At 36.6% G+C, this 16,327-nt stretch carries 10 protein-coding genes; 6 read left to right on the top strand and 4 right to left on the bottom strand.

What is annotated here, in order from left to right; translation table 11 throughout:
• Nucleotides 1-100: 100 nt before the first annotated feature.
• Nucleotides 101-1,114, bottom strand: coding sequence for an AraC family transcriptional regulator (locus GNP81_RS14390; RefSeq protein WP_155673866.1), 1,014 nt, complete (start codon nt 1,112-1,114; stop codon nt 101-103).
• Between the two features lie 113 nt (nt 1,115-1,227).
• Between GNP81_RS14390 and GNP81_RS14385 the strand changes: the two genes are divergently transcribed.
• The gene (locus tag GNP81_RS14385) at nt 1,228-1,695 is read left to right on the top strand and encodes a NanQ anomerase/TabA/YiaL family protein (protein ID WP_336495484.1); all 468 of its coding nucleotides are present in this window, start codon (nt 1,228-1,230) and stop codon (nt 1,693-1,695) included.
• Nucleotides 1,696-1,764: 69 nt separating this feature from the next.
• Here the strand turns inward: GNP81_RS14385 and bcsG are convergent, their stop codons facing one another.
• From bcsG to bcsE, 3 genes are read right to left on the bottom strand one after another with little or no spacing between them, the layout of a single operon-like run.
• Nucleotides 1,765-3,393 (bottom strand): cellulose biosynthesis protein BcsG, encoded by a 1,629-nt coding sequence (gene bcsG / locus GNP81_RS14380; protein ID WP_155673865.1) that lies wholly within the window; start codon nt 3,391-3,393, stop codon nt 1,765-1,767.
• Entirely contained in the window at nt 3,393-3,599 is a 207-nt protein-coding gene (locus GNP81_RS14375) for a hypothetical protein (protein WP_155672541.1), read from the bottom strand. Before GNP81_RS14375 ends, bcsG begins: the two co-directional genes overlap by 1 nt.
• Before the next feature lie 4 nt (nt 3,600-3,603).
• Nucleotides 3,604-5,142 (bottom strand): cellulose biosynthesis protein BcsE, encoded by a 1,539-nt coding sequence (gene bcsE, locus GNP81_RS14370; RefSeq protein WP_155673864.1) that lies wholly within the window; start codon nt 5,140-5,142, stop codon nt 3,604-3,606.
• Nucleotides 5,143-5,632: 490 nt separating this feature from the next.
• Between bcsE and bcsQ the strand changes: the two genes are divergently transcribed.
• Genes bcsQ through GNP81_RS14345 form a run of 5 tightly spaced genes read left to right on the top strand, consistent with a single transcriptional unit; the run spans nt 5,633 to nt 16,230 of the window.
• Nucleotides 5,633-6,403: a cellulose biosynthesis protein BcsQ gene (gene bcsQ, locus GNP81_RS14365; RefSeq protein ID WP_155672539.1), complete on the top strand. Its 771-nt coding sequence runs from the start codon at nt 5,633-5,635 to the stop codon at nt 6,401-6,403.
• Between the two features lie 3 nt (nt 6,404-6,406).
• Complete coding sequence (gene bcsA, locus GNP81_RS14360; protein WP_155673863.1) at nt 6,407-9,034, top strand: UDP-forming cellulose synthase catalytic subunit; 2,628 nt, start codon at nt 6,407-6,409, stop codon at nt 9,032-9,034.
• Nucleotides 9,024-11,318 (top strand): cellulose biosynthesis cyclic di-GMP-binding regulatory protein BcsB, encoded by a 2,295-nt coding sequence (gene bcsB / locus GNP81_RS14355; RefSeq protein ID WP_155673862.1) that lies wholly within the window; start codon nt 9,024-9,026, stop codon nt 11,316-11,318. Before bcsA ends, bcsB begins: the two co-directional genes overlap by 11 nt.
• Nucleotides 11,318-12,496, top strand: a complete 1,179-nt coding sequence (gene bcsZ, locus GNP81_RS14350) for a cellulose synthase complex periplasmic endoglucanase BcsZ (protein ID WP_155673861.1) — start codon at nt 11,318-11,320, stop codon at nt 12,494-12,496. The genes bcsB and bcsZ overlap by 1 nt, the downstream gene beginning before the upstream one ends.
• Nucleotides 12,487-16,230: a cellulose synthase subunit BcsC-related outer membrane protein gene (locus GNP81_RS14345; protein WP_155673860.1), complete on the top strand. Its 3,744-nt coding sequence runs from the start codon at nt 12,487-12,489 to the stop codon at nt 16,228-16,230. Before bcsZ ends, GNP81_RS14345 begins: the two co-directional genes overlap by 10 nt.
• Nucleotides 16,231-16,327 lie beyond the last annotated feature (97 nt).

Below are 16,327 nucleotides of genomic sequence, written 5' to 3'. Positions count from 1 at the left end.
GAGCATCATGTAGCTAAATTGGAAAAAACTCGATATTTAGTATTTATTTATATCATATTTTATCGAAATTTGATGTTTTTGAATGTGGTGTTGAGTGTTGTTATTCAATATGGTCCAGTCGATATTGTTGTGGTGTTACACCATACATACGTTTAAAAGCAACAGAAAAGGAAGCGGTATTTTTATAACCGACACGTTGTGAAATTTCATCCATATTCAATTGCGTATTCATTAATGCAATCGCTTCGTCACACACACTGTGATGGACAATATTGGTAAATGAAATGCTTTGTTCTTGTAAGCGACGTTGTAACGTCAGTGGTTTTAGACCTACTTTATCAGCCACAAACTCAAGGGTTGGGTAGCCATAAAATAAGGCATATTTAGTTAATTCAAAAACCACTTTAATGATGTCATGAGGTTGAGGTATCAGCATATAACTCATTGCTTGCTCAACGGTAAAAGCTTTTACTTGTGATGTCGGTAATTCGAAACGTCTTGGGCAGGTGATGTCTTTAACTGGAAACCAAACTTGCGTATTTGGGCAATTCCATTTCACAGGACAATTAAAAATGGATTCAATTTCGGTTTGATGACTTGTAGGTGTACCCGTTAAATGAATAGCGATAGGTTGGTAATCTTCACCGTGAAATAATTTGAGTAAACGTAGGAAAGAGCCTGCGGCAATAATACTTTCATGAATTCTTGCTTGAGGTAGTGTCGTAGGGCTTAAGAGACGCCATTTGGCAATAGAACCACTAAGTAACATATTTACTTGAACGCCGGATTGGATAGCGTTGTGAATGGTGTTTACTCGCTTGATCGCCATACCAAGGTTGGTTGAGCTTGCGATTAGTTGTACGAATGGTCCAAATTGTTTCAAGTTGGTTGATTGAGATAATTTGGCAGTATAAGTAGGGTCTTGAGTTAACGTCTCTATTTTGCAAAGTAAGGCTTCAAAGTCACGTAAGGGCATTAACTTTAATTCATAATTAAGTAAATCACTCGGCATATTAAAATCTGAATGACTTAATCCATAATGCTTCATTGCATGTTCGATTAGCATTTTTGCTGCGTATACACGAATAAGATAAATAGGGTTTTGCTTAGCCATGAAGTCCCTTTTTTGAGTATCATCAATGAATTACTGTGCTGATTATAGCTTACCCATATGAATAACTCATGCTACTATTTTGCTTCAATTAAACGCATTAATTCGAGGTCATCGTGTTTATAGGTAAATGGAGTGAAGATATTCAAGGGGCAGATTTACATCCTGTGATTATCGAGATAATTCAATACGTAAAAGAGCAAACGGCACAAAATACCGCGGTAGGTAATTATCCATTACCCTATGATGAGTCGGTGTATTTTATTGTTGATGATAAAACAGAGTTACAAGAAAACCGCCGTTCTGAAATTCATCACAAATACCTAGATGTACAGCTGTTATTAGAAGGCAGTGAGACGTTTGGTTACAGTGAGTATCCATTAATCTCTATTGAGGACGATTACCTAGAAGAGAAAGACATCGCTTTTAGTAATGAGGTAAAAGATGAGCAATTTGTGACGCTAGTAAAAGGCGAGTTTATTATCTTTAATCCTAAACAACCTCATCGTCCTCTTGTGGCTGTCAATGATATGCCAGCGGCAGTGAAGAAGTTAATCATTAAAGTGAATAGTGCATTGCTATAAATTAAAAATTTACTGGTAAGCATGTAAAAGCCCAAAGTATGAATAACTACTTTGGGCTTTTTTGTTAGTTTATTTTGTTGGGTATTCAGACCATGTTGTGCCATCAAGGGATACATAAGGTTTCTTATTGTATTCCATAACGGTAGTCCCAGAGTTTTGCGCTACCATTTTTGTTATAGGTAGATCTTTAACTAATTTATCTGGATTGAACGTTTTCGTTGTATATATATCTTCTTTAATAATACGACTCACTAACGTCGATACCGCTAAGTAACTTGATGGCGCTGAAACATGTGCGGTATTACCAACTCGTGTCATACCTTGACCGAAGATCTTCATTCCAACAGGTGTATGAACAATGGTTGATGATGGAATTTCACGCATCCCTGCAATTTGCATTTTATCTCCACGCATACCGGCACCATGCTCAGGTACTAGCATCACAACAATATTACGATTTGATGTTTTCAGCTCTTGGAAAAACCCGTACAAATCATCTAATAGGTTTTTTAATCGTAGTTTGTAGCTAACCAGGCCAACTTTACCACTGGCTTTAATTATGCGGTTACCATCATGAAGTGAAATGGTGTTATACAATGCAACGGCAGGTCTATCTTGTGATTGTTCACGTTTATCTAACCAACGATTCAATACGTCTTTGTCTCGATAAATGGGTGAGCCATCAAATGCAGATTGATATTGAGTTAACCCTGCTTGAGACAGCAAAGGTGCCTGTAAATCACCATCTTCTTTTAATAAACCAAGGAAGTCATCAAATTTACCGTCATGGTTTAATAATAGATTTTCTTGGAATCCAAGCTTTGCCAAGTTGTCAAATAAGAAGCATTGTTTTGACGCTGGTGCTTTGAATAATTCTGGGTGTGTTTCTTGTCCACAGCTGGCTCTTAATAGGCGAATGACTGCAGGGCCACTATAAGACGTTGCCGCACTGAAATTATCAAACATAACATCAAACTCTTTAAATAGAGGGTGATTTTCTAAACCTGCAATTTCAATATCATCCCAAGCGACAGAACAAATGCTTAAGAAAAGAAGATCAAAGTCCGTTGATGGTGATGTAGTTGGAAAGCTGACTCTACGTTGTGCTTCGTTTCTAAAAAAGAGTTCTTTTGCGTTATTTAAAACCACATCATTTACAGGTCCAGTTTCATCCGCCTGATGAGTGGAAACTTGTGTGTTTTGTGTGATGTCTGGTTGTGACGGTACGTTAGCTACTGCTTTTGATTGTTCTGTAAATAAACCAGAAGGAAGGCTAATGGCGACCAAAGCAATGATAACAAATACAGAGATACGAAATATCTGATTTAAAAAGTAATAAGCAAAAACTAATACAAATAAGCCAAGCAGTGTTTCTAACGATACAAATCTTGAGGCAAGTTCAATTAAATAGCTGAGATTGAATTGTAATAATTGACCCATTTGACTCCATAAACGGTCTAATGGTGGTAAAAACGAATCATAATGCATTAACCATAAACCAAAGGGTACAGCAAGACACTGACGAATAACATTCAGTACTTTATGGCGTATTGGGAACAATAAAAAAGCCACTAATGCAAAATTTTCGATTGGATGAAAATCAATGGTACCTTGTAAGAAAAGCCCAACTTTTATAATGAAATAAATATTCCACCAACCAAGGCCATTTAATGTGTGTTGAGATGAGTGAGTCTTCATTATTTTGAGCTTCCTTTTCTTGCCGTAGTAGGAGAGGAATGAGCTTGTATATCTTCAAAATGATATTGAATTAGATGCTTTGGTTGGCGGATTTTGGTTGTGTAGAATCGCCACAATAAAGAGAGAAGATCACGCAAAAAATAGCCAATAATAAGGCCTGTTAAACCACTGAATACAGCAGTAAGAATAAAGTCTTGAATATTCATGATATTAAAAATCCAACGGTTTATGTATGGCAAGAGAAGTTGATTGTGGAATCGTTGGTAACGTCTCTACTTTTTTACTCTCATATGAAGAAAAGTCTTCTATATCAATGCTATTTTCCTCAATGTTCTGTAATTCATGTTCAATCCGACCTATTGAGGTGAAGCTTGTTTCACTGAGAAAGATATCTTGAATCGGTAATTTAAAAATGTTGTGAAGTGCAGTAGCGAGATCGTTAATTCGCACACCTTGCAAAAATAAATATATAGAGTTTCGACTGATGGTCATAATATCGCCTTCTCTTTGAATACTGCACATTGATAAATAATTAGAAACGTTAATATTGGGAAGGCGTTCCAATTTGATCAACGCAAATTGGGTTTGAACTGCTTCTAATTGTGGCAGGAAACTTTTGGTGTAACTAATGAAATCAGGAGCATTAATAAAGCCTTTAACAGTGGCCGTTTCAGTATGGAAGCTAAGAAGATCTTCAACGGAACTTGGTAAGGGTCGAGTAAATCTTTGACCTTTTAACATTTCAATGCTGCTTTGCATTCTAGAAAAACGAGTTCCAAAATGTACAATTAAGTTGATACCAGCTTGTAATAAATACATTTCATCAGCATAGCGTAAGCATGGTTTCATTTCTTTAATGATGATTTTAACGTTTTGCCCGTGTTGCTGACGCAATTGATAAGTTTGAATTCCTAGTTGAGATACACTGCTTTGATCTGAACAACTTAAGACAATTGCTGCTTTTGACACCGCTCGTAAGCTGTTTATTAACTCAGAATTTGTTGAGGCACAGATCATCGTATCTGGTATTTTGTAGCCGTAGTCAATTGCTGTTTTTGAAATATAAACGGTATCTTCATCATCAAGATTAGAATGTGCTGATTGTGCTTGTACTGTGTCATATTTTTTAGGGACGTTGTTATTGAGATAGTGGTATGTTTCACTCTCCCCATTCATGCCAGTATTTAATCCCCAATAATATATATGTTCCAAATATGTATTTTTATCAATACTTTGATAATTAGTATAACCAGCACATAGATTAGGATGTTGTGTCACTGATTTTTTTATTAAGTGTACATCTCGCCCATAAATAAACAGGTTTATAGTTGCATTTCTTTCAATGGACAAAAATCTTAATTCTTTTATAAATGAAATAACATCACGCTCACTTGATGTTGCAAATATGTTATCTGGTATTGTGATTGTTATGGATTTATTTTTCTTGAATTGTAATTTCTTGATGTCGTTAGCTAATGATTTTAATGAAGTAATGCTTTTATTTTTTGCGAAAAATATGTTTTCACAATATTTACTTAAATTAGATTTAAATAAATATATGAACTCATTTTCTAATGATTTTATGAATGATTCAAGTGGCGAGAAACAAATAAATGCATTTTGGTTATCACTTTCTATCAATTTATTAACATTGCTAATAAGCAGTGTACGATTGCTGAATGTTGATATGTATATACTTGAACTTAATTTTTTCTCTTTAATATCAGTGTTTTTGAGACTTTGCGGCATGACGTTTACTCATTGTGTATCTTTATATTTATATATTATTCTGATTATTTTAATAACAAAATAAGAACAACATGATATTGTTTTTATTTTTAATTCTAGATTAAGAGAATTATCTTATATTCTTTTTTTTGGTATGTATTTATCTTTAAAAGTTTACTGTACAAATATAACACCCATTCTCAAAGATGATACAAATGTTGAGTATTATATCTATAGGCATATGTAATAGAATTAATTGTTAAATTAATTTGGATTCAATATCCACTAAGGAATAGGTTATCTCTAGTCATTTTAGCCAAGATATTACTGACTTATTTTCTGCCTTTGATACTAATGAACGTTCATATAATGAGCTAACAGAAAATGAACGTTATCATAAAATTAAAAAATCATGGCGAGCATTAGATTTATTATCTGAAAGTCAAAATAGTACGGATAATACATTCAAAAATAAAGTTAATGATAAAAGACTCAATAAAGTATCTGTGTTATGAAAAGAATAATAATTACTGGTATTCGTGGTGGTAGTGGATCAACGACTATTGCCGCTAATTTAATTCAAGCGTTAGAGTTAAATGAAGAAAATGTTCATGTTATAGATGCTCGCTCTGAAAATTTAATGCGTTTTCATTTTGCGATGGATTTGTCGGTTCAAGATGGCTGGGCTAAACGATGGCTTAATGGCGAATCATGGAAAAATGCAGCTTATATGACGCCGAATTCTCTTTCATTTATTCCTTATGGCGGATTAACGTTAGAGGAGAGATTGGCATTTCAACAAAAATTGCTGAGCACATCTAAAGGTTTGCTGGATATATTTCCTACTCAGTCTGAACTAACGAATATGTGGCAAATTATTTTACTACCAATAGTTCATGACCTTAATGAAAGTTACGATGCATTATTAAATAGTGCAGATATGGTGCTGTGTGTTACAAAACCCGACATACAAAATTACGCATATATCCAACAGAATGCTATTTTTCGCCGGTTTGAAGAACTTTATAAACCTTATTACTTGATTAATGGCTATCAGCCACAAAGCGATAACAGTGTTGATTTATCATTGGTTCTTAAATATGAATTAGATAAACAGTGTTTGCCCATGTTCTTACACTTTGATACTGCTGTACCAGACGCTTGCTCACAACTTAGTTTAGTGCTCAATTATGCTCCGCATAGCCAAATCTCTCAGGGCATTAATGAATTAGCTTTTTGGCTATTAACTCATTTTTCGACGAAAGCGATAGAAGGTAAATAACCTATGTTTGGCTGGCTTTCATTTTTGTTTCAACCAAGATTCGTTCGAGAGTTTCGGTTGCAATTGAATTTTTATACTCAGAATAAAGTACCTACTTACCTTAGCCAATTGGTATTGTCTTTATGGTTTGTGATTTGTTTTTGTTTTTTAAAACCCGTTATTTCAGGTGTTAATAGTTGGAAGTTACCGTATTACTTATTTCCACAGATTGATTTCTCGCAATTAAAGTTTTTTGATCCATTGCGAATGTTCATTCAATTGATTTGGATCGTATGTGTTGTTCAACCAAAGAAAATGACTCAAAACGTTTCTTTAGTTCAATGGCTTAGTTGTATTTGGGCACAAATTAATCGTGTTTTCTATTTTCCTTTAAAAGGGCTTACTTCTATTGTGACATGGTTAGAGAATTACTCTAAGCACAGTGAGTTGAAAAAGAAAGAGACCTCTGAGAAACGCAATTCAATATTTAGTGAACGCGTAATTAATACAATGATTGGCTTTGTTGTTTGTACGCTTGCTCTATTGTGCTTCACCATTCCATTTAGCTTAACAGCACAAGCGTTTTTTATTTTCGCTTTATGGTCTCTTGGTATGATGTTCCGACGTATGCCGGGTAAGTTTCCAACTATATTGCTGATTACATTGTCTGTTACGGTTTCCTGTCGTTATATCTGGTGGCGATATACCTCTTCATTAAATTGGGATGATCCGTTAGCTCTATTTTTAGGCTGTGTACTTTTAATGGCAGAGACGTATGCATGGATTGTTCTGATTCTCGGTTATTTTCAGAATATTTGGCCTTTAAATCGACAACCTGCGTCATTACCAGAAGATCAATCACTGTGGCCAACGATTGATATGATGATCCCAACGTATAATGAAGATCTGGATGTGGTTCGAGCAACGGTTTACTCGGCTTTAGGCGTTGATTGGCCAAAAGAAAAGTTGAATATCTTTATTCTTGATGATGGAAAAAGAGATTCATTTAAAGAATTCGCGAAAGAAGTGGGAGTCGGTTATATCCGCAGACCAACGAATGAGCATGCTAAGGCTGGTAATATAAATTATGCTTTGAAGCAAACTTCTGGTGAATTTGTTGCCATTTTTGATTGTGACCATATCCCTACACGTGCTTTTTTCCAATTAACAATGGGGTGGTTTTTAAAGGATAAAAAGCTGGGTTTAATTCAAACTCCGCACCATTTTTTTTCTCCAGACCCATTTGAAAGAAACTTATCTAACTTTGGTGTTGTACCAAATGAAGGAAGCTTGTTTTATGGCTTAATTCAAGATGGTAATGATTTATGGGATGCCTCTTTCTTCTGTGGTTCATGTGCCGTATTACGTCGAGAGCCTTTAGAAGAGGTTGGTGGTATTGCGGTAGAAACCGTAACAGAAGATGCACATACCTCATTAAGAATGCACCGATTAGGTTATCGTTCTGCGTATTTGAGAAAACCGTTATCAGCTGGGTTAGCAACTGAAACCTTATCTGCTCATATCGGACAGCGGATCCGCTGGGCTCGTGGTATGGCTCAGATTTTTAGGGTGGACAACCCATTATTAGGTAAAGGCCTAAAGTGGCAACAACGATTATGTTATGCCAATGCGATGTTGCATTTCTTGTCGGGTATTCCACGTATTATCTTTTTGCTTGCACCATTAGTTTTCTTACTTATGCATACGTATATTATTTATGCGCCAGCATTAGCGATCATTTTATATGTGTTACCACATATGGTTCACGCAAGTATGACGAACTCTCGAATGCAAGGGGAATATCGCTATTCCTTCTGGGGGGAAGTGTATGAAACCGTATTGTCATGGTATATCGCAAGACCAACGACTGTCGCGTTGTTTGCTCCGCATAAAGGTACGTTTAACGTTACTGCTAAAGGGGGGTTAATTGAGGAAACGCATTACGACTGGTCCATTTCTAAGCCTTATTGGTTGCTCGTTATTCTTAATATTTTAGGTATCGGCTTTGGTCTTTACCGATTAGGGTGGGGACCAAGTGATGAGTTGGGCAGTGTCGTCGTGAACTTGCTGTGGGTTTTCTACAATTTGTTGATACTTGGTGGTGCTGTGGCTGTTGCTGAAGAATCAAAGCAAGTAAGAAAAGATCACCGTGTGGTGGTCAATATTCCAATGTCGGTACATTTGCCTTCAGGTCATAAAGTACGCTGTGATATTAAGGATTTTTCATTAGGTGGTTTACGTGTTGAATTGCCCACATCGCTTGATTTGCCGTCAGGTCATGCATTGAATATTGCTTTACAGAGAGGCGAACATCATTTTGTGTTCCCAACAAAAGTGACTTACAGCAACGGTAAAGCATTAGGTCTGCAATTAGATCCATTAACAAAACAACAGAACATAGATTATGTGCAATGTACTTTTGCTCGTGCAGATGTATGGAGTAAATGGCAAAAAAGTTATCAAAGTGACAAACCGTTATCCAGCATGCTCAGCGTATTTAAAATTGGGGCAAAAGGATACAAAAACACAATAGCTTATAGCCCTAAAACGGTGCGAGCTATCGTAAAACTAATAACTATAACAAGTGAGTTTTTACTCACATTTAAACCAAAAAAAGTCAATTTTCAGAGTGCAATCAGTTATGTCGATTAAAACAAAAATAAGCGTTCTTGCAGTAGCAATAGGTCTTATGAGCTCGGGTGCAAATGCATCAGTGGCTACGGCTCATAATGACAATGCCCCATTACAAAATGGAATAATACAAACATCACAAGCATCTTCAATTATTACGAAAGAAACGTTCAGTTTTGGTGATCTTGGTTATGGAGAATCAATCCGCTTGCAGGGGAGTGAAAGTACTGCTTATATTGGTTTTGGTTCACGTTTAGATGAGGTTGTGTCCACAGCTTCTCTTCATTTTGATTTTACGCCATCACCAGCATTGCTTTCTATGGTTTCACATATCAAGGTGTATTTTAATAATCAATTGGCTGGGGTTGTTGCTATTTCTGATGGTATGCAAGGCCAGAAAGGAAATGTTGATCTTGAGCTTGATCCGCGCTTGTTTACTGATTTTAACCAACTCAAATTTGAATTGGTTGGTAATGCATCTATGTCATGCAGTAATCCAAATGACAATAGTATTTGGACTGAAATCAGCTCTCAAAGTACAATTACATTAGCGACTCAAAAAACAAAAATTAATAACGATTTAAGTTTATTACCCGCTCCATTTTTTGATTCAAGAGACATGAAGCATGTTAATTTACCAATGGTATTTGGTGAGAAGCTTGATCTTAATGAAATTAAAGCGGCAGGTATTGCCTCGTCCTATTTTGGTGCATTAGCTCAATGGCGTGGAGCGACCTTCCCTGTATTGGAAGATCAATTACCAAAAAGTGATGCCATTGTTTTCATTACCAATGATAGTAAACCTGATTTTTTACGTGATTTTCCAGATGCAGATGGGCCACGTATTCAAATGATTTCTCATCCTACGGATCCTTACGTTAAATTGTTGTTGATAATGGGTAGAGACAGCGATGATTTAATTACCGCAGTAAAAGGGTTGGCACTAGGGCAAGATTTGCTAACAGGACCGTCGGCAAAAATTAATTCAGCAAAACAATTAGTTCCTCGTACTCCTTATGATGCACCTAATTGGATAAATACAGACAGACCTGTTGCGTTATCAGAACTGTTAACTGAAGGCATGACATTACAAGTTGAAGGGCAAAATCCACCGCCAATTTCTCTTCACTTTAGATTGCCACCTGATTTATTCACTTGGCAAAGTAACGGCATTCCATTTGATTTGAATTATCGTTATACACCACCATTGATGGATAACTCAGGCTCTAGAATGAGCTTGAGCGTTAATAATCAATTTGTAAAAGCGTTTAATTTAAATACCTCGGGTGAATCGAATGACAATACTCACTTGAGACTCCCTTTGTTAGACGATGATTTGCTTGGTAATGGTCAAGTGGTTCGTATTCCTGCTTTCCAAGTTGGTAGTAAAAATGAAGTGAAATTTGAGTTTGGATTTGCTTCATCGGTTGGTGGTAAAGATCAATGTCAAACTATGCAGCCAAGTAAAAATTATGCAGTCATCAACTCTGATTCGACCATCGATTTTTCAGGATTCTCTCATTATATTGAAATGCCGAATATGCGCGCTTTTGCCAATTCTGGCTATCCATTTACACGAATGGCCGATCTGTCAGAAACCGTAGTTGTGTTACCTAAACAACCAAGTACAGAAGAGGTTCAGACTTTCGTTAATATGATGGGGGTATTTGGTTCTCATACTGGTTATTCAGTATTAAATGTGGCTTTAACTGATCAGTGGAATGAAAGTGAATTAGAAAATAAAGACATTTTAACGATAGGGATGACTCCCGAATTAGCGTCGATAAACAAAGAAAAAATTGAAAATATTCAATTGGTCGCATCGAACCGCATTGTTCAATTACCAAGTAAAAATGAATCTCAAAAAGAGAAAGTTTGGGGGGCATCATCAGGAAAGAACCAACAAATTTCTGATTCAGTCAGCATTAATACAACGGGTAATTTTGCAGCTATCACTAGTATGGAATCACCCTATACTTCGCAGCGAACCATTGTGAGTGTATTAGCCCAAACTCCGGAATCTTTCGCATTAGTAAATGAAGCCTTAAATGACAGCGGTAAAGTGTCGGCAATGTTTGGTTCTGTTATTACTTTACGAGATGATGAGGTGGCAAGTTTTAATGTAGGGGAACACTACTACGTAGGTGAATTACCTATTTCTCAGCTGATTTGGTATCACTTTTCAAAACACCCGTTAGTGATGGCTTTGCTTGCCGCATTATTAGTTGTAATGGTTACAATTATTTTATTTAGAGTACTTCGCCGTATCGCCAAAAAACGTTTAAACACAGAGGAAGATGAATAATGAAAATGCAATTAACGGTATTGAGTCTATTAATTGGCACGTTAACTTGCTCTTCTTCAGCTATTGCTCAAGATGAAAATTACCCAACCCAAATCGTATCATCAGCCGCACTAATAAAAGAGAACCAGTGTGAATGGGGGCAATGGGAAAGCTTTAAACAACATTATATTGAGAATGGTCGAGTCATTGATAATAGTGATCCTCGCTCAATTACGACATCAGAAGGTCAATCTTATGCCTTATTTTTTGCATTAATTGCGAATGATAAAAAAACATTTGATGAATTACTCGGCTGGACTGAGCTGCATTTAGCTGGGGGAGATTTAACCGCACAACTCCCAGCTTGGTTATGGGGAACTTTACCTGATGGTTCACAAGGTATTTTAGATTCTAACTCTGCCTCTGATTCAGATTTATGGATTGCTTATAGTTTGATTGAAGCTGGGAGATTGTGGGATAACCATTACTACCAATCTCTTGGGCATTTATTGGCAAGTCGAATTTTACGTGAAGAAACCATCAAAGTGTCAGGTCTTGGAACGGTATTATTACCGGGTAAAGTAGGGTTTGTATTAGGTAAAAATCATGTTCGTTTAAACCCGAGCTATGTTCCATTGCAGTTGCTAACTCGAATGAATACTGTTTTCCCTAATTACCAATGGTCTGAACTATATCAATCAAGTGCAAGGTTATTAAATGAAACCATGCCAAAAGGCTATAGTCCTGATTGGGTTGAATGGGATAAAACTCAATTTAAAAAAGACTCAAAGACCCAAAGTGTTGGCAGCTATAATGCAATTAGAGTGTATTTGTGGGCAGGAATGCTACCAAACAGTGATCCTAATAAAGCGTTGTTACTTAGTAAAATGAAGCCATTACTTCGTACTATAGAAAGAAATAAAGGGATGCCTGAGACAATAAATGTGTTAACAGGCAAAGGTAAAAACCAAGGTGGAACCGGAATGAATGCGGCTATTTTACCTTTATTATCTTCATTAGATTCAAATACACATGTTGTTGAATATGAGAAGAAAATCCAAGCAGAATTGCCAAAGATTCAAAATGATTATTACTATAATAGTGTGCTGACATTATTTGGTCTTGGTTGGCATGAAGATTTGTACGCTTTTAATGATGATGGCAGTGTTACTCCTAAGTGGGTTAATGTATGTCAGTAAGTAAATACCGTATTAAGCAATTTATTTCTTTTGCAGTGCTAGGGGCTATGTATGCAGCACCAGTATCTGCTGTTTCGTTGAATCGAGATATTCATAATCATAAGCCAATAGTTTTTCAACAAGATGTATCTAAGATTCAATCTAAAGCATGGTTAATTAAACAATTAACTTATGCTCAGTTACTTCATCGTCCTGATATTACGCAAACTACGTTAAAGCGGTTATTTGCTATTGATCCTGAAAATGCTGAGGGACTTAGTTTTCAGGCGCAATACTTGGCTAAATCAGGTCAAGTTGAACAAGCGAAAGTAATTTTAAAAAAATTACAGCAAAAGCATCCAAAATCAAAAGTAACCAGACAACTTAATGATGTACTTTCACTTTATGGTGATAACAAGGTGGCATATCAGCAAATTATGCTGCAAGCCCGATCTGGGCGAAATAAGCAGGCATTAACCGGATTAAAAAAACTGTTTCCTAATGGTATGCCAACACCTGAAATTCAGCTTCAATATTTGAAAATAGAATCAGGAGTTGAAGGGCATGAACGACGAGTATTGTTCGGTTTAAAAAAATTGAATAAAGAACACCCTGGAGTACCAGATTTCCAATTAGCTTATGCTGAACATATCTCACGTGGAAACCCTTCTAATCCTGAAGCAATGCAACTATTACAGCGCCTTTCTTTAGAACCCTCTGTAAGTAATAGTGCTGGTACACTCTGGCTATCTCGTTTAGATGATACATACATCACCGACGATGTTGTTTTGCAGTATGCCATTCTTGCTAGCTATTTCCCATCAAACACTAAGTATAAAAAAGCATGGATAGACGCAAAGAAACGATTAGATAAAGAAAAAGAACTAAGAAAAGATCCACGTTATATGGCCAAATTAGATGGCTTAAAAGAGCTTGAAAGAGGTCATTACCTAAATGCACAGCAAAAGCTGTTTACGGCGTTAAAAGCACGCCCGAATGATCCTGAAATTTTAGGTGCATTAGGTATGACTTATTTACGTTTAGGTCAGCAAGAAGCTGCGTTATCTTATTTTCAAAAAGCAAAAAAATACGATAAAGATCTTCGAAATACAGATAAATGGAATGGATTGATCAATTCTTCTAGTTATTGGGCTTACCTTGAAATAGGTGAGAAAAAAATGAAAAGAGGGGATTTTGATGGTGCAAGTCGAAAATATCATCAAGCGGTTAAGTTTGAGCCAGATGACCCCTATGCTTATAACTATTTAGCTGAGTTAGCTTTGGTTCAACACAATAATGAAGAAGCCCTTCGTTATTATAAAATAGCTCTGAGTAAAAATAGCCTTGATGAAACCGCATTGCGAGGCTGGTTTAATGTCAATATCGCACTTTATGGCGAAGAGCAAGCGTTACGTAGTGGACATAAATTATCTAAAAATGCTCAAAAAGTATTAGCAGAACGCTTTCATGAAGTTGAAATATCGATGCTGATGGCTGAACTAAATCAAGCTATGAAGCGTGGTGATATGGTTGCTGCTAATACTATCGTAGATAAATTGCTTTCAGATCCTCCTTCATCACCGTGGTTACGTAGTGATGTTGCAGATTCACTTCATTTGATTGGTCAAGAGCAGCGTGCTGATAGGCAAATGCGAATCTGGTCGATGGAAACGCCGACTCCTGAAATGAAATTTGCTTATGCGCTATATCTTGCAAGACATGGCAATACTCCTGAAGCAATAAATCAACTTACTGCAATATCAAAAGAAAAACGCAGTGATGCGATGATATCTAATTTAAACCGATTGGAGATGAGTCAAACATTCGGATCTCTGTACGTATTGGCGAAGGATGATCCTGATGCCGCTGAACGAGAAATTGAACGTTTAAAAGTTAAATATGCATCAAATCCAGATGCAACCATGTCTTTGATTGATATTCAGTATCAACTTGGTTTTTCTGATAAAGCAGTAGAAAGTTTAGGTAAGATACATCCTGCTGATGCATGGGAGATGGAAACTCAACTTCATTACGGGGAGTTATTGTTTAAGTTTGAGCAAAACTCTGAATTTGAAGCTTGGCAGCAATCAATCAAGACAGAAAGTTTTCATGACAATCTAACCATTGATCAAGCAATCCGTCGAGACTTATTGTTTGCTGAGTATGCTTATAAAAATGAACAATATGAAGAGGCCGAGTATTATTACTCTTTAGCAAGCCAATTACACTCTCAGTATCAGCATGATGCATTATTAGGTCTAATTAAAAGCCGAGAGGCGTTAGGAAAAGAAGAGACAGTTCTTCCCTTAGCATTGCATTTATACAGTGAGGAAAAAGCGCTATCGAGTCGTAATAGCGTGGAACTTGCAGGAATATTATCAAGGTATGAGCATCAACAAGAAGCATCGCTTTTAGTTAAAGGGTTAAGTAATAAGCAAGATAGTGATGCTATTGATTATCGGGATGGAATGTCTGTAGCCATGACCCAACAAGACTGGGGTTTAGCTAAAGATATGGCTAAATTGGCTCTCATTGAAGATGCTTTAGATCCGCAAGGTGGCCCGGCGGTTGTTCAAGATAAAGCTCAGATTAAGAATGAAGATAATGACAATCCTAAAAATATGCCGCTTCGACATTTATACCATGATGCTGATGATAATTGGTTAACTCGAAACGTAAAATCAGATCTTGATGATATCTATGCACGAGATCAAGGGTATGTTTCTTTTGGTGTTGATTACAGTGCTCGTGAAGGTGCAAACAAGTCAGTTCAAATACCTGTGGAAGCAATCATTCCAATGCCTGAATACGATGGGCATTTGCAACTTAGAGCCGATGTAGTACATCTGAATTCTGGTGATATTGATTATTATAAAACAACCGCGTCGATGAATGAGAAAAACACGGGTACCGCTTTTGGTATTGGGTGGTTAGCAGATTCATGGAGTGCTGATATAGGAACGACACCCATGGGGTTTGACCAACAAAATATCGTTGGTGGTTTGAACCTTTCTGGCGATTTAGGCGACATTGGATGGAAAGCGACATTATCTCGCCGTGCAGAAACAAGCAGTACACTCTCATATGCGGGTATGACGGTGCCCGATACCGTTTCAAATCATCAAGGTGATGAATGGGGCGGAGTGATGAAAACCGGTATTAAGCTTGGTGGTAGTTACGATTTAGGTGGTGATGTTGGTTATTGGGCTAGTGCGCAATTTCATAAAATGACGGGTAAATCAGTAGAGGATAATACTCGCTTAGGCTTGTTGGGCGGTACATATTGGAAAATAATCAATGAAAATGACAGACGTTTAAGTTTAGGCTTAAATTTGATGTATCTAAATTATGATAAGAATTTAAGTGAATATGCCTACGGATATGGCGGTTATTATAGCCCTCAGGATTATTTCTCTGTATCTATTCCTGTAAATTATTATGAGCGTATTAATAATGGTCTGTCATATTTAGTCAGTGGCTCAATCTCAAACTCTTGGACAAAAGAAGATGATCCATATGTTGAAGGAGCAACACTTGATTCAAGCAGTGGTGGTGGATTTGGTTTTTCTTTAGAAGCAGCAGTAGAACAAAGAATAAGTAAGCGCTGGTATTTAGGTGCCGCCATTGATATTCAACGTTCGGATTTCTATGAACCGAATCATTTACTTTTCTATGCTAAATATACGTTTACCGATCGCTGGCAACCGATATCTATGCCTGTCGACCCATTAGCTTTATATGGTGATTTTGATTAATGTACTAAACGGTCGTACAGCGAAGATATGAAAAAACGATGGTTATTTTCTTACTGCAATAGGTATGAAAGTAACCATCGACTTTTTAGCGTTGAGC

The sequence above is a fragment of the Aliivibrio fischeri genome, from assembly GCF_009727955.1.
GTDB lineage: Bacteria > Pseudomonadota > Gammaproteobacteria > Enterobacterales > Vibrionaceae > Aliivibrio > Aliivibrio fischeri_A.
Note: the sequence above shows the minus strand (reverse complement) of the source record. Positions and strands in the feature narration are given on the sequence as shown.